The organism is Pelagicoccus sp. SDUM812005, from assembly GCF_031127875.1.
Taxonomy (GTDB): domain Bacteria; phylum Verrucomicrobiota; class Verrucomicrobiia; order Opitutales; family Opitutaceae; genus Pelagicoccus.
In genome coordinates, this window is record NZ_JARXIA010000003.1 from 118196 (window position 1) to 136209 (window position 18014).

Consider the following 18014-nt stretch of genomic DNA (forward strand, 5'->3'; position numbering starts at 1 on the left):
CATGTCTGATATCCCAAACGAGAATACTCCAGAAAAGTTCGAACGGCTTTGCGTATCCAAACCCGCTGACAAGGCAGGCGGGGCGGGCGCCGTTTACCATGCGATGCGCCATGCGATTGGGAAGGCGGGAGTTGCTCGAGCCAAGGATGCCTTGACCAAGCTGAACCAAAAGGGCGGCTTCGATTGCCCGAGTTGCGCCTGGCCGGATCCCGATGGGCACCGGAGCTCCTTCGAGTTTTGCGAGAACGGGGCCAAGGCGGTGGCCAGCGAGGCGACGGCTGAGCGTATCGACGCGCGTTTCTTCGCGAAGCATTCGGTAGCTGAGCTGGCGGAGCGGAGCGACCTTTGGCACGACCAGCAGGGGCGCCTTACGGAGCCGATGGTATTGCGCGAAGGCGGGACGCACTATGAGCCCATTTCCTGGGAAGGGGCCTTCGACTTGATCGCGGGGGAACTCGGAGAATTGGCCGATCCCAACCAAGCCATTTTCTACACCTCCGGTCGGGCTAGCAACGAAGCTGCGTTTCTGTATCAGCTTTTCGTGCGAGCCTTCGGTACCAACAACCTTCCCGATTGTTCGAACATGTGCCACGAGTCCAGCGGCTTGGCGCTGAAGCAGTCGATCGGTGTAGGGAAGGGAACGGTGACCCTGGAAGACTTGCGGGAAGCGGAGTTGATCCTGGTGATTGGGCAGAATCCCGGCACCAACCATCCGCGCATGCTTTCTACCTTGCAGCAAGCGAAGGAAAAGGGGGCTCGAATTGTATCCATTAATCCTCTACGGGAAGCGGGACTGGTTGCCTTTAGCCATCCGCAGCGAGTTTCCCAGGTCCTAGGAGGCAAGACGCCGCTGGCAGATACCTTCGTCAAGATTCGCACGAACGGGGACCAAGCCTTGTTCCAAGCCATCGGCAAACGCTTGCTGGAAATGGAGCAGGCGGGGCGAAGCGTTCTCGATTGCGACTTTATCAATGACTACACGGCAGGCATTGGCGAGTACCGGGAAGCTTTGAAGCGAACCCCGTGGCCGAGCTTGCTGGATGCCTGCGGCCTGGAAATGGCGACGGTGAACGATCTTGCGGAAGCCTTTGCCACCAAGCAGCGCATCATTTCTTGTTGGGCGATGGGCCTGACGCAGCATCGCAATGCGGTGGCGACGATCCGAGAGTTGACGAACCTGCATCTTTTGCGAGGAGCGATCGGAATAAAGGGGGCAGGCATGTGTCCGGTGCGTGGGCACAGCAATGTGCAGGGGGATCGCACGATGGGTATCTTCGAGCACATGCCGGAGTGGTTTTATGCGGCGCTCGAAAAGGAGTTCGGCATCGATTGTCCGCGGGAGACAGGATTGAATGCGGTGCATTCGATTCGACGAATGAAGGAGCATCCAGGCAGCGTGTTCCTAGCTCTCGGAGGGAACTTCCTTTCAGCGACTCCGGATACTGGATACACGGCAGCCGCTTTGCGGAATTGTCGGCTGACGGCGCATGTGTCCACGAAGTTGAACCGATCGCATCTGGTAACCGGCAAGCAGGCTCTCATTTTGCCGTGCCTGGGACGATCCGAGCGAGATGAGCAAGCCAACGGAGCCCAGTGGGTGAGCGTGGAGAACTCGATGGGAATCGTGCATTCTTCGTCGGGCCAATTGCCGCCCGCTTCTCCCAACCTGAAGAGCGAAGTGGCGATCGTTTGCGGCATTGCGCGTCGGGCGTTGAGGAATCGAAAAGGGCAGATCGATTGGACGGGGTTCGAGACGGACTATTCCAAGATCCGTTCCGCAATCGAGCGCGTGATCCCCGGTTTCGAGGACTACAACCAGCGAGCCCGGCAACCGGGCGGTTATTACTTGCCCAATGCGGTGAAGGAGCGTCGCTTCGAAACGGATACGGGAAAGGCGAATTTCGCGACGAGCCCTCTCGACATCGAACGAGCGGAGCCGGGGCGATTGCTGTTGATGACGATTCGCAGTCACGACCAATTCAATACGACAGTTTATGGCCTGGACGATCGCTATCGCGGAATAAGGGGAGAGCGCCGGATCGTGATGGTGAACCCGGCGGACATGGAGCGACTGGGGTTGTCGACGGAGGACGAAGTGGATGTGCACTCCTTTTTCAAGGGAGAGGAACGCGTGACGCGTTTGTATCGACTGATTCCCTACGACATTCCTGTTGGATGCGTGGCGATGTACTTCCCCGAGGCCAACGCGTTGGTGCCGATCGACCATATCGCGGTGGGAAGCGAAACGCCGGCGTCGAAGTCCGTTCAGGTGGAAATTCGCAAGCGTTAGGGAAGGCCTTCGCGAGAAGTAGCGAGTTAGCGGGTGACCGCTTTCAGGGCTTTGGCGAGGATGGTTGCGTAGGATTCGCCGTCGAGATCGAGGTCGAGGGCTTGGCTGAATTCAAGTTCGATTCCGATGTATTTGCTTTCGGGATACCGTTTGCGGAGTGCGGTGGTGTGGCCGTCTTCGCGTCCATGGTAGGGTTCGTTGGGGCGGATCTCGAGATCGGGAAGCACGATTTTTAGGAGTTTCAGGAGCTTCTTGCTGAAGGCTTCTTCGGCGGGGCGTTGGTCGTCGAAGAGGATGCCTAGGTCGACGTCACGCCGTTTTCCTTGGAAGGTTTTGGTGAAGGAGTGGATGGAGAGGTGAACGACAGTGCAGTCTTCGTGCTGGGCAGCTTCGATGCTGCGGCGGGCCTCCGCTCGGAAGGGGATGAAGATCTCGGTTAGCAGCCGGGCTTTTTCGGACTCGCAGAGGTCGTAAACGATTGGGCTAAATTGGCTGGGGTTTCCAATGGAGCGATTCAGGTCGACCGCGAGGCGAGAGAATTGGCCAAGGATAAGCGGGCAGCTTAGTTTGTGGGCGAGTTCTTCGGCGATGGCTTTGGTTCCCGGATCGTAGACCTGGTGGGTTTCGCAGCTCGCGGCGTAGGTTTGCAAGGCGAGCTTCAGGCTGTTGGGAATCTCAGCGGAAGCATGCTCAGCGGTGACGATGAATTTGTAGGAGGCGCTCATCCGCTTTTCTCTCAGTTGGTGAACGGTTCCGAGTTGGCGAGGCAGGAGCTCAGCTGGGCCATGGTTTCGCGGAGCTGTTCCTGGTTCGGCTTTTTCCCGACGCGAGCCAAGATTCGTTCGGCGAGGTTGCCTTCTTGCAGGATATAGCCGAGGGCTTCGCGGCGCTTGGAGACGCGCGGGTGGTTCTTGAGGACGTCCACGATCTTTGCCCACAGCTCGCCTACGGAGGTTTCATTCGCCTTCAGGTCGAAGAGTTCCGCGAGGTCGCGCAGGAGCAGGTCCGCTTCGAATCCGTCGCGGGCAATGGCCATGAGCTGTTCCTTGCGTTCCTTAGGCGTGTAGCGGGTTGCGAACTCTTTGAGCGTCTCGATATCCAAGGCGCAGAGGCTTTCCAGCAGGGCGATGATTAGGCTGCAGATTCCGATGTCTTGCGTCGGATTCTCTTGTGTATCCAAAAGTCGGATCTCGATGGCGTTGCGGTCGAAGCGAGCGATGGCTCCACGAGAGTTTAGCCATTCGTATTGGAGGATGCCGTCCGGATCGTAGGGCTTGATGGCTTGGTAGGTCTTTTGCAGGATTTCCGTTTGGTAGTCCTGGTAGGTGAAGATGGGCTCGGGAATGATGTTGCCCGCTATTTCCGGTACCTTTGCCTGGTTGTTTTTATAGACGTCGATGCGTGTATCCAGAAATCCACGATATTCGCCTTCGATAATGGGACTGCTCGCCGCGAGGGCCGGCAGATAGGGCAGGATGAGGATGATGGCGGCGTGGAGGCGGGCGAATTCCTCTTCGTTGGCGAAGGGGAGGTTGATGTGGCAGCTTTGCAGGTTGAACCAGCCGTGGCTGCTGCAGCCGAAAATGCGGTCGTAGGCTTCGTAGATCGTGCGATCGCCTTCGCTCCAAGTCTTTCCTTCGACGCTGGGGTCCATGAAGGGATGGATGCCGCCGGGGGCCAGCATGGCGTTGTGGGCGGCGAGCCGCGAATTCATTTCGGCGATGGCGTCGTGGAAGTCGGACTCGAGCTGCTCCAGGTCCGAAGTCGGCCCAGCGGTCTTGAATTCGAGCACATGGGTGGCGAGCTCGTTGGATACGTCGATGGACCCGAGGGAGATTTCCTGGGTGGTATTTCCATTTTCGTCGAGCAGGATGGATTCGGCGATCGGGCAGGGGCGAAGCGTATCGCGATCGACGATCATGTATTCAAGTTCGATGCCGAAGGCTTCGAAGATTGAGAGTGTTTTCTTGGACATTGAGAAAGGTGTTGGAAGTCGTGGCGTTAGCGGGCGTGCTTGGATTCGAGACGCTTTAGGAAGGTGTTCATGACGGCGAGGTAAAGCTCGTCGCCGATAAGCTCGTCTTCGATGCCGGCGTCGATGCTAGGGTTGTCGTTTACCTCAATCACCAAGGCAGTGTCGCCGTGTTGCTTGAGGTCCACGCCATAGAAGCCGTTGCCGATGAGGCCGGCAGCTTTGAGCGCAGTATCGAGCACGCATGGCGGGACGTTGGAGATGGGGACGCCGTTGCTGTCGCCGCAGAAGTCGTCGCCCTTGACGGCGTGGTTGTAGATTTGCCAGTGGCCTTTGCTCATGTAGTAGCGGCAGGCATACAGGGGAGTTCCGTCGATGATGCCGATGCGCCAGTCGAATTCGGTAGGAACGAACTCTTGGGCGATGAGGATGCTGGAGGTTTGCAGCAGCTTCTTGCAGAGGGTGTGGAATTCTTGGGAGGAACGGACTTTGTGTACGCCGATGGAGAAGGAGCCGTCGGGGATCTTGACGACGATCGGGTAGTGGAAGTTCTCGGCGAGTTCGTTGACGTTGCGTCGGGTGACGAGCGTCGAGTTTGGCGTAGGGATATTATGGGTACGAAGGAGCTCGGCGAGGAATACCTTGTTGCAGCAACGGCGGATGGACTCGGGATCGTCGATCACGACCATGCCGGAACGTTCCGCCTTGAGGGCGAAGCGCATGGTATGGTTGTCGAGGCGAGTGGTTTCGCGGATGAAGAGCGCGTCGAATTCCATGAGGCGCGGCAGGTCGCGCGGTGTGAGGATTTCGGCTCGCATGTCGAGCTGGTTCGCGGCTTTGCAAAAGGCGTCGAGGGCGGCTTTGTCGGAGGGCGCGTTGGCTTCCTGCTCGTTGGCGAGGATGGCGATTTCGTAGCGTGGAGTCTTGTTGGACTGGTCGCGCCGCCAGCGCTTGTGGAAAAGCGAGTTGAGCTCGGTCTCGATGAACTCGTGGTGTTCGTCGGGAACTTGGTGCAGGCCGAGCTGGGTGATTTCGTTGAGCTTCCACTTTCCGTCCCGCTTGTGGAACTCGTAGCGGGCGAGCGGGCAAGGGAAGAGGGAGTAGAGTCGCTTGGCCAGCTTGTCGTAGGCCTTGGCGAGGTTCTTTCCGAAGTAGACGCTGAGGGTGAACTCGTGGGCGGCGAGGCGCTTGAAGGAGCTCTGGATGAGTTCGTCGTGTTCGCGGATCGCGTCGCGGATGAGGACCTTGCTCTCGATTTGGTGTAGGGTCTTGGCTTCCGGTAGGCAGCGGTGGCTGCGGGCGTCGGCGAGCAGCGAGACGTAGTAGCTGGTGGAGAGCGCCTTCTTGTGGGAGCAGAGGTTTATGACCTTGATGCGCTTTTTCTCGGCGTATTCGGAAGACAGGTACTCGCTCGAGGTAATGAGCGGCAGTTCTTGGAAGCGCTCGGGGATTTTAGAAAGCGAGTCGACGACGATGCGAAAGGCTGATTCTTGGGAGTTCATCTTCACTTTTTTTCGATTAGGAGCAGGTTGGCGTCGTAGGTGACGATGCCGAGCATGACGGAATTTATGAGACGTTGCGGATCTATGGCGTAGATCAGGGAATCGGAGAGCGGGTTTTTGTGGTAGGGATCGGCTACGAGGATCTGCTTGTTGGCGTGGTCGTATTCAAAAAGCGTTACGAAGTGTCCTTCTACGTCGCCGGTTACGTCGTCGTCCTTGCCGTTCTTCTTGAGTCGGGAGGTGCGGTAGAGGTGGGTGGAGTTGAGCCCGGCGATGACGGGGTTGCCGTGGGCGAGGAGCATGGCGAGCAGAGCGGAGTCAAGTTCGTCGAAGCGGATGGTGCCGCCTCGCTCGAGGTATTCGATGTAGGCGGAGAGATTGGCTCGGGCCCGTTTGCTGCTGCTGTGTTCGCGGCGGACGGCCAGCTTTTTGCTGATTTCGTCGGACTTGAGGTTGGCCCAGGTCGGGTCGAATACGCGGAGGTTGTAACTGTAGATGGTGGCTTGGTACCCGCGCTTCAGAGCATGGTTGGCGAGCATGACGGAATAGGTGCCGCCGTCGGGATTTTCCGGGATGTCGGAAATGATTTGCTCGAGGGCGTAGTCGTCCTCGAAATGTTGATACACTGCCTGCAGGCAGGTGGGACCGCAGCTGGTCTCGGTGGGTTGCGCCTGCATTTTCAGTTCGCGGCGCGATGGGTTCGTTTTCATTTTCTAGGTGTCCTAAGTGTGGAAACCTCTTGGGTGCGATTGCGGTTACTTGTCTCTGTTTTTGTAGCGGGAGACAATCATAGAATTCGGTTCAAGGGGGACTCCGAGCTCTCCTTTGCGTTGGTAGTCGCACTGGGAGAGAACGTAGCGGATGGCTTCCATGCGGGCGACGCCCTTGTCGTTGCCGTCGACGATGATCCAGGGGGACTTGTCGCTATGGGTGAGCTCGAACATGCGCTCCTTGTATTGGGTGAAGTCGTCCCATTTCTCCTGGGCGAGGGCGTCGATGGTGCTGAGCTTCCACTGGTAGAGGATGTCGGAGGCGCGGCGTTCGATGCGCTGGCCTTGGGCTTCCCGGTTGATGGAGAACCAAAGTTTTATAATTTGGATACCGTCGTCGATGAGCATGTTTTCCACTACGGGAACTTGTTGCATGAACATCTCGTGCTGCTGGGGCGTGCAAAAGCCCATGACTGGCTCCACTACGGCGCGGTTGTACCAGCTGCGGTCGAAGAATACGATTTCGCCCGGATTGGGCATGTGGCGCAGGTAGCGCTGGAAGAACCATTGGCCGCTTTCTTCCTGGGTGGGCTTGGGCAAGGCGATGACGTTGAGGAAGCGGGGGTTGAGGTGTTCGGCGAAGCGGCGAATGGCGCCGCCTTTGCCGGCGGTGTCGCGTCCCTCGAAGATTACGAGCAGGCGGCGGCCTTCGGTTTGGATCGATTGCTGCAGCAGCACGAGCTCGCGCTGGAGGTTGCGAAACTCCAGGAGGTACTCTTCGGTCAGTTCGTTGCTCATGGCGCGGAGGCGCGGGCTCTAGGATTCGGAGACCTCGACCACGTCGACGTTGGTCGCGAGGTCGGACTGGGCCTGTTTGTAGGGGTCAGTCTTGTCCTTGTTGAGGTTTCGCTCGTACCGCTTGATTTGGCTTTCGGACAATTTGGCGATATGGCAGACGGGTTCGCCCGGCTTGACCGCGGGCATGGTGGCCATGCCGATGGCGATGCCGTGGGTGGGGCTGGTGATGATGTTTTGTTCTTCCCCGAGGATGCTGTAGTTGGTGGCGATGGCGTGCCCTTCGCGCACGAATTCGCCAGGGCTAATGTGGAACTTCAGGATGCCGCCGACGGTGGCGCGTACCCACTGGGTCTTGCGGATGGTGGCTTGGAAGGGAGGAGGCATGGAGTCTCCGTCCTGCATGCCCAGGTGGATGAGGACGTTGCGGATGCCTTGTACTCCGATTTGCAATACGCTGGGTTCGATCTTCCAGGGCTCGCCCGCTTCCAGGATGATGGTGGGCACGCCGGCGCGGGCGCATTCGCGGCGGAAGGACCCGAGGGGGCCCTTGCCGTCGATGACGAGGGCGCAGCCGAAGGCGGATGCCAGCTTGCGGATGGCGGGGCTGCTGAGGTCGGCCCGCACGTTCGGGTAGTTGGTGCGTTGGAAGGCGGCGGAGTGGAGGTCGATGCCGTAGTCGCACTTCTTGGCGATCTCGTTCATCAGCTTGTGGGCGATGCGGCCTGCCATGCTACCGTTTTGAGATCCCGGAAAGTAGCGGTTGAGGTCGCGGCGGTCGGGCAGGTAGCGCTGGTTGTTTTCGAAGCCGAGCACGTTGACCACCGGTACGAGGATGAGGGTGCCGCACTTGATCTCGCAGGCTTCGCCGAAGAGGAAGTCGTGGATGATGCCGGTGCCGTTGATCTCGTCGCCGTGGATGGCCGCGGTGATGAAGACGCGCGGGCCGGGCTTCTTGGAGCGGATGACGCGCACGGGCATGCGGATGGTGTCGCCCGTATAGGTTTCGGATAGGTCGAGGCCGATGTCCTTGGTTTCGCCGGCGCGGATGGTGACGCCGCCAATCTTGAGGGCGCTTTTTCTAACAGGTGCCATTTAGGAGTTCGGGTCGGCTGGTTTGGTCGCCTTTTTGGTGAGCGAGCTTTTCTTCTTGCGGCGCTTGCTCTTGGCGAAGGCGGGGAGGAGGCCTTGGAGGGCGGCCCGCAATCCGTAGCAAAGGAGGTGGTCGCCCGCTTCGATGACGCGGGTGCCCTTGGGGTTGGCGATGTGGTCCTGTCCGCGGACCAGGCGCATGACCACGATGTCGCGTTCGCGCAGGCCGGATTCCGTAATGGTCTTGCCGGCGATCTCGGAGTTGGCCTCGACGGCGAACTCGGTGACGGCGTAGCCTTTGGTGAGGGCCAGGCGTTCGCGCACGTCGATGTTTCCGAAGCGGATTTGCTCTTCCATGAACTGGATGATCTCGCCTGCGATATCGATGCCGGTGGCGCCTTCGATGCCTTCGAGTCCGGGCGAGGAATTGACTTCCATGATGACGGGGCCGTCCTTGCCTTCGAGCATGTCGACGCCGGCTACGCTGAGGTTGAGGATCTGGGCGGCCTTGACGGCGGTGCGCTCGTATTCGGGATCGAGGGTGACGGACTGGGTGTTGCCGCCGCGGTGCACGTTGGAGCGGAACTCCTGGCCGGCGGCGGTGCGGCGCATGGCGGCGACGACGCGGTCGCCCACCACAAAGGCGCGGATGTCGCGGCCTTTGGATTCGGCGACGAACTTCTGCACCAGCACGTTTTGCTTAACGGCGCCGAGGGTTTCGATGATGGCCTCGGCGACCTTGTTGGTTTCGGCGAGGATGACGCCGATGCCTTGGGTCCCCTGCAGCAGCTTGATGACGACCGGGGCGCCGCCCATGGCTTGGATGGCTTTGAGCACGTCGGTCGGGTTGCGCACGAAGGCGGTTTCCGCGATGCCGACGTTGTGGCTGGAGAGTTCCTGCATGGAGGCCAGCTTGTCGCGGGAAGCGAGGATGGCGTCCGCTGTATTCAAACAGTAGGTACCCATCTGCTCGAATTGGCGTACGACGGAGGAACCGAAAAAGGTAATGGAAGTTCCGATACGCGGGATGATGGCGTCGTAGGAGCTCAGCGGCTTGCCGCCGAAGGTGAGGTCCGGCTGCCCCGACTCGATGTAGAGAGCGAACTTCATGGTATCGAGTACCTTGACCTTGTGGCCGCGCTTTTCGGCGGCTTCGCGTAGTCTGCGGGTACTGTAGAGGCGGGGTCCTCGGGAGAGGATGGCGATTTTTAGTGGGTCCATGGCGGAAATATTTTAGCGTTTGCCGAGTTTCGGCTTTCGGTTGGGGCGGGTGAGAAAGGACTTGGAGCAGTCCACGATGAAGTCGCCTTCGAGGGCGAGGCGCCCGAGCAGCATACGGCACTGCATGTGCTTGCGGTTGCTGAGGCTGAGTTCGATTTTTTTGACAGTGTCGCCGACGCGGACCTTGGTGGCAACGAAGTAACGTTCGTGCTGTTGGCCGTTGCTGGAGCGCACGTGGGTTTGGTGCTCTATCTTGGCGACGATCGTCTTCTTCAGCTGTCCGGTACGACGGTCGGCAGCGACGTCGAACTGGACGCGGTTTCCCGGAAGTTCGACGATGTTCTCTACATCGATAGCGGAGCGACGGGCGCCGGTATCTGTTTTGGCAGTGATGTCTGAAATCCCCCACTCAGGGAGGTCGATAGACTCTTTCCAACCGATGAGGGTTGGGTGGCTATGTGACATTTTCTATGGGCGACGTAAGTAAAAAAGACGCTCGCGAGGCGTTCGATTGCTCTTCTGTGGCAACGCCGCGATTTACGGGCTGAGACATCGACTCTTTTTCGCAAAGTGCAAGCGCTAAAATCGGCTTTTCAGGAAGATTTTTTGGCATGTATTGGAGTGAGGTTCGTGGCGGATTTGGCTCCGGGCTGGCGCGCTTCGAACTGGGGCGCGCTAGGCGCGGCTTCAGTGGTCGGTTTCCTCGGGATCGAGGTAGGGTTGGCAGAGGGTTTGGCCGGCGTCCTCGAGCTGGTTGGACCAGCGCTGGGGGCAGTAGAGTGTGAGGGAAAAGGCGGCCCGGCCCTTTTCGCTTTTGGCGGCCGGTGCTTTTTGCACGTGCCAGACGATGTATTCGGCTTCGGGGAAGGCGGCGCTGTGGATGGGGTCTTCGAAGAGGCGGTTGAGGATCGCGTCTTCCGGCAAGGCGGCGGCGAGGCAGCGCACGATGAAGGCCTCCGGCTTGGGGCTTGCCAGGATCTGCTCGAGGTAGGCGTCGGACGCGGGGTCCGTTCCGCCGAGGGTTGCCTGGAGGCGGTTGACCTCGGGCTTGGGCGTTTGCTCGAAGGCGAGGTTGAAGAGTCGCTGGATGTTGAAGATCGGCTCGTGGTATGCGAGATCTGGATACTCTTCCCAGAGTGGCTCGCGCTGGATGTCTTCGGCGATGTTCTGCTTTTTGCCCTTGGGGAGCTGGGCGCCGAAGGTGAAGTCGAGCAAGGCTTTGGCAGCGTCTTCTATCTCGAGGTCTTGCAGGGCCATGACGGCGTAGTCGCGCAGCTGTTCGGACTCGACTTTGTCGGAGTCGGAAAATTCGAGGTGCTTGAGCAAGGCGAGGCATTGCTCGGGCGGCCAGGTGCTCGGGATTTCTTCGACGGTTTCGATGCTGTCGATGGTAAGCTGGAATTTGTGTTTCATGGAAGTCTTGAAAAGTGGATACGGAGAGCGGTTTCCGTGGTGAACATTTTCTAAGGGAAGAGGCCTCGCAGGCGTTTGGCTTCGGCGACCTTGCTGATGCCGAGGCTGAGAGCGGCTTCGCGGCGGGAGCAGCCGTAGCGTTGCTTTTGTTTTTCCACTTTCGTTTTCGCTCGTTCGAGGATGACGTAGAGTTTGGAGAGGACTTCGTCGCGGGTCCAGAAGGTGCTTTGCAAGTCCTGCACCCATTCGAAGTAGGAGACGATGACGCCGCCGCTGTTGCAGAGCACGTCGGGGATGACGAGCACGTCGCCGCGCTCGAGCAGGATGGCGTCGGCTTCGTTGGTGGTCGGTCCGTTGGCGGCTTCGCAGAGGATGCGGCATTGGATCTTGCTCGCGTTCTCGGCGTGGATGACCCGCTCCAGTGCGGCGGGCATGAGGAGATCGCAAGGTTGCTCGAGCAGCTCTTCGTTGCTAAGGGAGTCGCCGCCGTTCCAGCCGGCAAGGCTCCTGTTCTTGGCCACGTGTTCGAGGGCGTCTTCGATGTCGAGGCCCTTGGGATTGAAAAAGGCTCCGCTGACGTCGCTGATGCCGATGACTTTGGTTCCGTATTCGACGAAGGCCTTGGCCGCTTCCGAGCCGACGTTTCCGAAGCCTTGGATAATTACGGTGGCGCTTTGCGGGGCGATGCCGAGGTCTTGCATGTAGGTACGGGCCAAATACGCGGCACCGCGGCCGGTGGCTTCGCGTCGCCCTTCGGAACCGCCTGCTCCGATCGGTTTTCCGGTTACGATCGCGGGAGCGCTGCTGCCGACGTAGCTGGAATAGGTATCCATCATCCAGGCCATAATTTGTTCGTTGGTGCCCATGTCCGGCGCCATGACGTCCACGTTGGTGCCGACGAAGGGAATCATCTCCTGCATGTAGCGACGCGAGAGGTGCTCTAGTTCGTTGGCGGAAAGGGTGTGGGGATCGACGGCGATGCCGCCTTTGGCTCCGCCGTAAGGGAGGTCGACCAGGGCGCACTTCCAACTCATCCACATGGCGAGGGCGGCTACTTCGCCCAGGTCGACTTTTGGGTGGAAGCGCAGTCCGCCTTTGGTCGGGCCCATGGAAAGGTGATGCTGCACGCGGAAGCCTTCGTAGACGACGATTTCTCCTGTATCCAGTTCTATGGGACAGGATACGATCATGCAGCGTTTGGGGGTCTTGACGCGCTCGCGCAGGCGGTGGTCCATTTGGAGGATATCCGCGGCGCGGTCGAACTGCAGGCAGGCCATGTCGAACACGGTCGACTTGTAGATGTTGGAATTCATTTGGAAGTCGTTGGATGTTTGGGTTTAGCCGGCTTCGAGCATGCTTGAGAGCAGGGTGGCGATGCCGAGAAAGGACATGAAACCGGCGATGTCGGTTACGGTGGTGAGGACGATGGAAGAGGATTGGGCGGGATCTAAGCCGAAGCGTTTAAGAAGGATCGGTACCAGAGCTCCGGATACGCCGGCGATGGTCATGGAAACGATCATGGCTAGGGCCATGACGAGGGCGAGGCCGCTGCTGCGGCTCCAGAGGTAGATGGCGGTGGAGCAGGTGATGGCGATGCCGATGCCGTTGAGCATGCCGGCTCCGCACTCCTTGAGCATGACGCGGAGCCAGTGGCGCATGGAGATTTCTCGGAGGGTCAAGCCGCGCATGGTGACGGCGAGGGCTTGGGCTCCGGCGTTGCCCGATTGTCCGGCGGCGATGGGCAGCAGGATGGCGAGGGCGGTGTATTTGGTGATGATGCCTTCGAAGGCTCCGACTACGGCGGCGGCGAGGAAGGCGGTGAGCAAGTTGATCTGGAGCCAGGGGTGGCGTTTCTTGACGGAGAATATTGAGCTGGAGAGGGCGCGTTCGTCCTTGCTGGCACCCACCATGGTCTGCATGTCGGAGGCGAGGTTTTCGCGGAGGGCGTCGATGAGGTTTTGGCCTTCGATGACGCCGAGCAGGCGCTGGTCGATATCGACGACGGGGATGACATCGACGCGGTGCTTTTCCAGTTTGGCGACAACGTCTTCGCGCGGGTCGAGCGGCTCGACGACGGTTTTGACCGGGTGGGAAAGGGAGGCGAGCGTTTCGTGTCCGTCGGCGAGGGCGATGCGTTGGATATCGACGGTGCCGGTGAGGCGCATCTCGTCGTCGAGCACGAGCAGGTGGTGGAGGCTGGAAACCTTGCGGCGCTTGATTTGGCTGATGGCCGCTTCGACGGTGACGCTTTGGTTGAGGGCGACGACGCGGGGCTGCATGATGGCGCCGGCCGAGTTCTCGGGATACTGGAGGAGGGAGCGGTATTCCTTGGCGGCCCCTTTGTCGAGGTTTGCCAGCAGGCTTTCTTGTTGCTCGGTCGAACAGCGGCTGAGCAGGGCGGTGCCGGTGCGGATATCGACGCTGTTGAGCACGCGGGAACTGAGGGCTTCGGGGAGGTTTTTGAGGATGTTGTCGGCGGCGCCGGGGGCGAGGCGTTCGAAGACGCGGGCGATGACGTGGGGCGGTTGGTCCTCGAGGGCGTCGAGGGCGTCGCCGGTGCGCATGGCTTCGATGCGGCGGGCGGCGTCGATGGTGTAGTTAAGGAGGTAGTCCCGGTTCAGGATGAAGACGGGGTCCGCAGCGGGAGGGGTGGTTTCTTGGGTGTTCATGAGCTGCGGGTATCGGAGTCGAGCATGTGGGCCATGCCTTGGAAGACGGCGTAGAGGCTGTGGGCGTAGTCGGAGAGGTTGTTGTTGATGTCGGTTCGAGCTCCTTGGGAGTGGGCCATCTTGGCGAGGTGTCGCAGTCCGCGCCGCAGGTCGACGTGTCGCAGCACGCCGTTGTAGCGGTTGTTGGGGCCGACGACGGGGAGCACGTCGTACAGGTCCCAGTCCGGGTGTTCGGCGGCTTGGCTGAGCGAGGTTCTGCCGTTGAGGGTGCGGCAATTGGTCTTGAGGGAGCTGAGGATGTTTTGATCGGGCTTGAGAGCGAGAGTATCGGTGTAGTGGATACGTCCGATGAGGTTGCGGTCTCGGTCGACGGCGAACAGGTAGTCGGCCTTTTGCTGGCCTTCCATGGTTTCGATGATGGTGCGGGCTTGGGCTCCGTTTCCGTCGCTGGGAAGCACGGGGGCGTCGGGGATCATCCAGCTGCCGACGGTGTTTTGCTTGTAGGCGAGCAGGGTGGCGGTGGAGCGGCGCTTGCGGGCGGGGAGTTGGCTTTGCAGCTCTTGGCGTTGGCTGGCCGGCAGGTAGCGAAAGATGGCGGCGATGGTGACGGATTCGAGGGGATTGAGCAGGTCGGCGCAGGTGTCGGCGGGCATGATCTTGCAGGCACGGGCCGCGACTTGGGGCAGCATGTGGGTGAGCATGGGGACTGCGTAGGCCACGGGGGTGTCGGCGAGGAATGCGGCGATTTCGGCCGGCGGGTTTTGCTCGAGGCTGCGAGCGGCGGACCTGGGGTGGTCCTTGAGGTAGGCCAGGGCCAATGTGGTCTTTCGTTTGCTCATGGTGCTGGGCGCTTACTTGCCTTGGGAGGGATCGGAGAGGACTCGGGTGACTTGCTCGTCGAAGAACTTCGCGGGGATGACGACCTTTCCGTCCGGACAGTCCAGGACGATGGAGGTGCGGGTGACTTCCAGGATTTCGCCTTTCTGTTCGCCGATGAGGACCAGGTCTCCGATTTGGCAGTGTTGGTTGAGGTGGCGGGCTCCCAGGGTATTGGCGACGAGGGTCTTGCCTCCGAGGGCGAAGGCGAAGGCGGCTCCGGCGAGCAGTATCCCGCTGGTAACTACAACGATGTTGGTAAGGAAGTGGACGTTGAGGCCGATTTGCTCGGCTCCGATGATGACGGTGGCGACGATGATGATGCCCTGTACGATGCGCGGGAGGGCGGAGGAGCGGGGGATGGCGGAACGGGCCGCGGCGCTGGTGATGGCGGAGCGGGCGGCGTTGCTGATGAGGTAGCCGGCCAGGATGATGAGCAGGCCGGTGACGAGGCTTGGCAGGAAGCTGACGATGTTATCGAGCCAAATGGAGAACATGCTCCAGCCGAGCAGGTTGGCGCTGGCGGCGACGAAGAAGACGATCACCGACCAGAACACGACGGCGCTGATGATGAGCGAGTAGGATTCGCGGATGCGCTGGCGTTGCTCGCCGTCGTCCTTGGCGACCTTGCGGAAGACGGTGTTGAGGCCGCTGACGAGTTTGCGGGTAAGCAGCCTGAGGACGAAGGCGAGGATCCAGCCCGAAAGGAGGAGGGCGATGGCTCCGAGCAGCTCAGGGGTGTGGTTGAGCAGTTGCTGCGAGAATTCTTGGTAGGTTTGCTCGAGGGCGGCGCGCCAGTCGAAGGCGTTGTTGGTGCTTTCAGGCATGGGGGATGGGTGTTGGGCGGCCGCGATAGGGAGATCGCTGCTCGCCGTGGCTGTTTGTTTCGAAAGGCGGAACGGTCCGGATTGTTAGGAAAGCGTGGGTGGCTGGCTTTTCCCGGCGGTGGCTTGTTTCGTCGACTCCGATGAATACGGATAGCTCCGGTTGGAGGCTAGGGCAAGGCGCAGGGGACGGTTTTAGCCGAAAGAGGGGCTTGGGCGGGGCAGGCAAGCCACTTGAGCATTTCCGGCCGGAAGATGAAGAAGGCGGCGCCGTGCAGGCAGAGGCCGGCCCAGAGGAAGTCGAGGCTCAGGTTCTCCTTCATAGAGAAGATGGCGAAGGGAACGAATACGGCCAGGAGGATGCACTCCTGCAGGATCGTGAGCTGGCCAAGGTTCATGACGCCGTGCCCGATGCGGTTGGCGGGGACTTTGCGGGAGGCCGCGAGCGGGTGGGCCTGGCGCGGGCGGAATCGCTTTTGTCTCGGAGAGTTGGGCGGCGATCTTAGCCGTTTGCCACGGACTTTTTGGCGAGGTGGAGGATGAGTTTTCCGTCCATGTAGTATTCCACGTAGTTGCCGCTGGTGGTGACCCAGTCCGTGTATTCGTTGGGTGCTTTGCCTTGGTTGGCGGGGGAAATGAGCTCGAACTCGCCGTTGTGCCACTTGCGGTAGCCGGACTTGTTGCCGGAGGAGTTCTTGAGGGTGATGGCCTTTTCCTTGAAGTCGGGATTGAGCAGGAGGTAGATGCGGCCGTTTTCCTCGACCTTGACGTCCTTCACGATGTTGCTGTCGCGGGTGAGGGCGACGTAGGGGCCGAACTCCGTCTTCTCGGCGCTTTGGGCGAAGAGGTTGAGGGAGAGCGAGAGGGCAAAGAGGGCGAAGAGGTGGCGGATCGGAAGATTGCGTGTAGGTTTCATGGAAAGTTGAGTTGGCTGCTTGGGCTGGAAGGCGGTTAACGGCGGTACTTGTAGCTGCAAAGCTTAGATATTGCAAACGAGATATTGCGCTCGATTTATGAATTTTCGTAACTTATTTGTACCGATAAATTTGATACATACGGACTATGAACTCCAAGACTGACTCGATCGTCGTACGCAACTGGACGGTTGAGGATATCCCTGGGATTATCGCCTGCCACGAAGCGGCCTATCCTGACTATGCCCCGGAAGAGGTGTTTGACGAGCGCTTGCACGAGCTGCAGCTGACGGCGTTTCCGGAAGGCCAGTTCTTGGCGGAGGCGGACGGCAAGGTAGTCGGCTACGCGACGTCCTTGATCGTGCAGTTGGACGATCTGGGAGAAAAGCACGTCTATACCTACTCGGAAATCACGGGGAGCTACACCTTCAGCACGCACGAGCCCAGCGGAGATACGCTGTATGGGGCGGACATCGCGGTGCATCCCGACTACCGCGGGCGGCGCATTGCCAGCATGTTGTACGTGAAGCGAAAGGAACTGCTGACCAAGTACAACCTGCGGCGCATGGTCGCCTACGGGCGGATTCCGCAATACGGGGAATTCGCGGGCCGCATGACTCCCGAGGAGTTCGTGGCGAAGGTCGAAAAGGGAGAGCTCAAGGACTATGCCCTGCTGGCCCACCTGCGAGCGGGCTACCGGGTGAAGCGGGTGTTGTTCGATTTCATGGCGGACGAGTCCAGCATGAACTACTCCACCTACCTGGAGATGCCGAATCCCAGCTTCGACCCGGCTCGGCGCATGATCGCGGCGGCGCCGCTGAAGCGTCCGGTGCGAAGCATTCGCGTGTGCGCGGCCCAGTGGGAGATGCGTCGCATCCATAGCTGGGAGGAGTTCGAGTCGACGGTGAAATTCTTCGTATCCACTGCCAGCAGCTACCACAGCCACTTTCTGGTGATGCCGGAGCTTTTTACGGCCCAGCTCTTTTGCCTGATGCCGCAGGACTGGGAGCCGAAGGTTGCCATCCGGGAGCTGGCCAAGATGAAGGATCGCTACCTGGAGATGATGACGGGGCTGGCCAAGAAGAATGGCTTGTACATCGTAGGCGGCTCCATCCCGGTGGAAGGCGAAGACGGTTCGCTCAAGAACGTCGGCTTCCTTTTCGGTCCGGACGGGCAGGTCGACTTCCAGGAGAAGCTGCACATCACGCCTACGGATTTCAATGAATGGGGCATGACGCCGGGGGACCGTCTCAAGATATTCGATACGTCGATGGCTCGGGTGGCGATCCAGCTTTCCTACGACGTGGAGTTTCCGGAGGCGTCCCGCTTGTTGGCCCTAGCCGGAGCGGAGGTGATTTTCGTTCCCTACAGCACGGACGAGAAGAAGGCCTACAATCGAGTGCGGTTTTGCGCTCAGGCGCGGGCGACCGAGAACTACGTTTACGTGGTGATGGCGGGCAACGTCGGGAACTTGCCGACCTACGAGAACTACTTGATCAATTACGGGCAGGCCGCGGTGTTTACTCCGAGCGACTTTGCCTTTCCGGTAAATGCGATTGCCGGCGAGGCGGACCCGAACGCGGAGACGGTGGTGATCTGTGATTTGGATTTGAATACGTTGGCGATGCAGCGGGATGTGGGCACGGTGAGGCCGCTGGGGGCGCGGCGAAGCGACCTGTATCGATTGAAGCCGCACAAGTCGATCAAGCGGGTTCGCTTCTCCTAGGAATCTTTCC

At 60.0% G+C, this 18014-nt stretch carries 16 protein-coding genes and 1 pseudogene; 2 read left to right on the top strand and 15 right to left on the bottom strand.

The window, feature by feature from the left end; all coding sequences use genetic code 11:
- Nucleotide 1 precedes the first annotated feature (1 nt).
- Nucleotides 2-2290: an FdhF/YdeP family oxidoreductase gene (locus QEH57_RS05725; protein ID WP_309005731.1), complete on the top strand. Its 2289-nt coding sequence runs from the start codon at nucleotides 2-4 to the stop codon at nucleotides 2288-2290.
- 26 nt (nucleotides 2291-2316) lie between these two features.
- On the opposite strand, the gene QEH57_RS05730 is transcribed toward QEH57_RS05725, so the two are convergent.
- From QEH57_RS05730 to QEH57_RS05800, 15 genes and pseudogenes are all read right to left on the bottom strand, one after another.
- On the bottom strand, nucleotides 2317-3015 hold the full coding sequence (locus tag QEH57_RS05730; protein ID WP_309005732.1) for an N-formylglutamate amidohydrolase: 699 nt from the start codon (nucleotides 3013-3015) through the stop codon (nucleotides 2317-2319).
- Nucleotides 3016-3026: 11 nt separating this feature from the next.
- Nucleotides 3027-4265 (bottom strand): glutamate-cysteine ligase family protein, encoded by a 1239-nt coding sequence (locus QEH57_RS05735; RefSeq protein WP_309005733.1) that lies wholly within the window; start codon nucleotides 4263-4265, stop codon nucleotides 3027-3029.
- Between the two features lie 26 nt (nucleotides 4266-4291).
- Nucleotides 4292-5764 (bottom strand): RimK family protein, encoded by a 1473-nt coding sequence (locus tag QEH57_RS05740; protein WP_309005734.1) that lies wholly within the window; start codon nucleotides 5762-5764, stop codon nucleotides 4292-4294.
- Nucleotides 5765-5766: 2 nt separating this feature from the next.
- Nucleotides 5767-6474, bottom strand: a complete 708-nt coding sequence (locus tag QEH57_RS05745; protein ID WP_309005735.1) for a C39 family peptidase — start codon at nucleotides 6472-6474, stop codon at nucleotides 5767-5769.
- A 45-nt stretch (nucleotides 6475-6519) separates the two neighbouring features.
- Nucleotides 6520-7272: a polyphosphate kinase 2 gene (gene ppk2, locus QEH57_RS05750; protein WP_309005736.1), complete on the bottom strand. Its 753-nt coding sequence runs from the start codon at nucleotides 7270-7272 to the stop codon at nucleotides 6520-6522.
- A gap of 18 nt (nucleotides 7273-7290) precedes the next feature.
- Nucleotides 7291-8364, bottom strand: a complete 1074-nt coding sequence (locus QEH57_RS05755; protein WP_309005737.1) for a succinylglutamate desuccinylase/aspartoacylase family protein — start codon at nucleotides 8362-8364, stop codon at nucleotides 7291-7293.
- Nucleotides 8365-9582 (bottom strand): 30S ribosomal protein S6--L-glutamate ligase, encoded by a 1218-nt coding sequence (gene rimK, locus QEH57_RS05760; protein ID WP_309005738.1) that lies wholly within the window; start codon nucleotides 9580-9582, stop codon nucleotides 8365-8367. It lies immediately after the preceding gene.
- Between the two features lie 12 nt (nucleotides 9583-9594).
- Nucleotides 9595-10047, bottom strand: a complete 453-nt coding sequence (locus QEH57_RS05765) for a RimK/LysX family protein (RefSeq protein ID WP_309005739.1) — start codon at nucleotides 10045-10047, stop codon at nucleotides 9595-9597.
- A 222-nt stretch (nucleotides 10048-10269) separates the two neighbouring features.
- On the bottom strand, nucleotides 10270-10995 hold the full coding sequence (locus QEH57_RS05770) for a hypothetical protein (RefSeq protein ID WP_309005740.1): 726 nt from the start codon (nucleotides 10993-10995) through the stop codon (nucleotides 10270-10272).
- Between the two features lie 50 nt (nucleotides 10996-11045).
- Entirely contained in the window at nucleotides 11046-12308 is a 1263-nt protein-coding gene (locus QEH57_RS05775; protein ID WP_309005741.1) for a Glu/Leu/Phe/Val dehydrogenase, read from the bottom strand.
- 24 nt (nucleotides 12309-12332) lie between these two features.
- Nucleotides 12333-13664 carry a magnesium transporter gene (gene mgtE / locus QEH57_RS05780; protein WP_309005742.1) on the bottom strand — a complete coding sequence of 444 codons (1332 nt, stop codon included), beginning with the start codon at nucleotides 13662-13664 and terminating at the stop codon, nucleotides 12333-12335.
- Nucleotides 13661-14503: a hypothetical protein gene (locus QEH57_RS05785; RefSeq protein WP_309005743.1), complete on the bottom strand. Its 843-nt coding sequence runs from the start codon at nucleotides 14501-14503 to the stop codon at nucleotides 13661-13663. Before QEH57_RS05785 ends, mgtE begins: the two co-directional genes overlap by 4 nt.
- A 12-nt stretch (nucleotides 14504-14515) precedes the next feature.
- Nucleotides 14516-15367, bottom strand: coding sequence for a hypothetical protein (locus tag QEH57_RS05790; protein ID WP_309005744.1), 852 nt, complete (start codon nucleotides 15365-15367; stop codon nucleotides 14516-14518).
- Nucleotides 15368-15534: 167 nt separating this feature from the next.
- A pseudogene (locus QEH57_RS24935) lies at nucleotides 15535-15795 on the bottom strand (DMT family protein); the annotation flags it as partial.
- A gap of 71 nt (nucleotides 15796-15866) precedes the next feature.
- On the bottom strand, nucleotides 15867-16280 hold the full coding sequence (locus QEH57_RS05800) for a hypothetical protein (RefSeq protein WP_309005745.1): 414 nt from the start codon (nucleotides 16278-16280) through the stop codon (nucleotides 15867-15869).
- Between the two features lie 146 nt (nucleotides 16281-16426).
- On the opposite strand from QEH57_RS05800, the gene QEH57_RS05805 reads away from it, so the two are divergent.
- A complete protein-coding gene (locus QEH57_RS05805; protein WP_309005746.1) occupies nucleotides 16427-18004 on the top strand; it encodes a bifunctional GNAT family N-acetyltransferase/carbon-nitrogen hydrolase family protein in 1578 nt (525 codons plus the stop codon).
- The last annotated feature ends 10 nt before the right edge of the window (nucleotides 18005-18014 follow it).

Bases quoted from the DNA above. Each gene is read 5' to 3' on its own strand.
- QEH57_RS05790 (WP_309005744.1), bottom strand. From the start codon at position 15,367: ATGCCTGAAAGCACCAACAACGCCTTCGACTGGCGCGCCGCCCTCGAG.
- QEH57_RS05745 (WP_309005735.1), bottom strand. From the start codon at position 6,474: ATGAAAACGAACCCATCGCGCCGCGAACTGAAAATGCAGGCGCAACCC.
- QEH57_RS05770 (WP_309005740.1), bottom strand. From the start codon at position 10,995: ATGAAACACAAATTCCAGCTTACCATCGACAGCATCGAAACCGTCGAA.
- QEH57_RS05730 (WP_309005732.1), bottom strand. From the start codon at position 3,015: ATGAGCGCCTCCTACAAATTCATCGTCACCGCTGAGCATGCTTCCGCT.
- rimK (WP_309005738.1), bottom strand. From the start codon at position 9,582: ATGGACCCACTAAAAATCGCCATCCTCTCCCGAGGACCCCGCCTCTAC.
- QEH57_RS05785 (WP_309005743.1), bottom strand. From the start codon at position 14,503: ATGAGCAAACGAAAGACCACATTGGCCCTGGCCTACCTCAAGGACCAC.
- QEH57_RS05800 (WP_309005745.1), bottom strand. From the start codon at position 16,280: ATGAAACCTACACGCAATCTTCCGATCCGCCACCTCTTCGCCCTCTTT.
- QEH57_RS05755 (WP_309005737.1), bottom strand. From the start codon at position 8,364: ATGGCACCTGTTAGAAAAAGCGCCCTCAAGATTGGCGGCGTCACCATC.
- QEH57_RS05735 (WP_309005733.1), bottom strand. From the start codon at position 4,265: ATGTCCAAGAAAACACTCTCAATCTTCGAAGCCTTCGGCATCGAACTT.
- ppk2 (WP_309005736.1), bottom strand. From the start codon at position 7,272: ATGAGCAACGAACTGACCGAAGAGTACCTCCTGGAGTTTCGCAACCTC.
- QEH57_RS05805 (WP_309005746.1), top strand. From the start codon at position 16,427: ATGAACTCCAAGACTGACTCGATCGTCGTACGCAACTGGACGGTTGAG.
- QEH57_RS05765 (WP_309005739.1), bottom strand. From the start codon at position 10,047: ATGTCACATAGCCACCCAACCCTCATCGGTTGGAAAGAGTCTATCGAC.
- QEH57_RS05775 (WP_309005741.1), bottom strand. From the start codon at position 12,308: ATGAATTCCAACATCTACAAGTCGACCGTGTTCGACATGGCCTGCCTG.
- mgtE (WP_309005742.1), bottom strand. From the start codon at position 13,664: ATGAACACCCAAGAAACCACCCCTCCCGCTGCGGACCCCGTCTTCATC.
- QEH57_RS05725 (WP_309005731.1), top strand. From the start codon at position 2: ATGTCTGATATCCCAAACGAGAATACTCCAGAAAAGTTCGAACGGCTT.
- QEH57_RS05740 (WP_309005734.1), bottom strand. From the start codon at position 5,764: ATGAACTCCCAAGAATCAGCCTTTCGCATCGTCGTCGACTCGCTTTCT.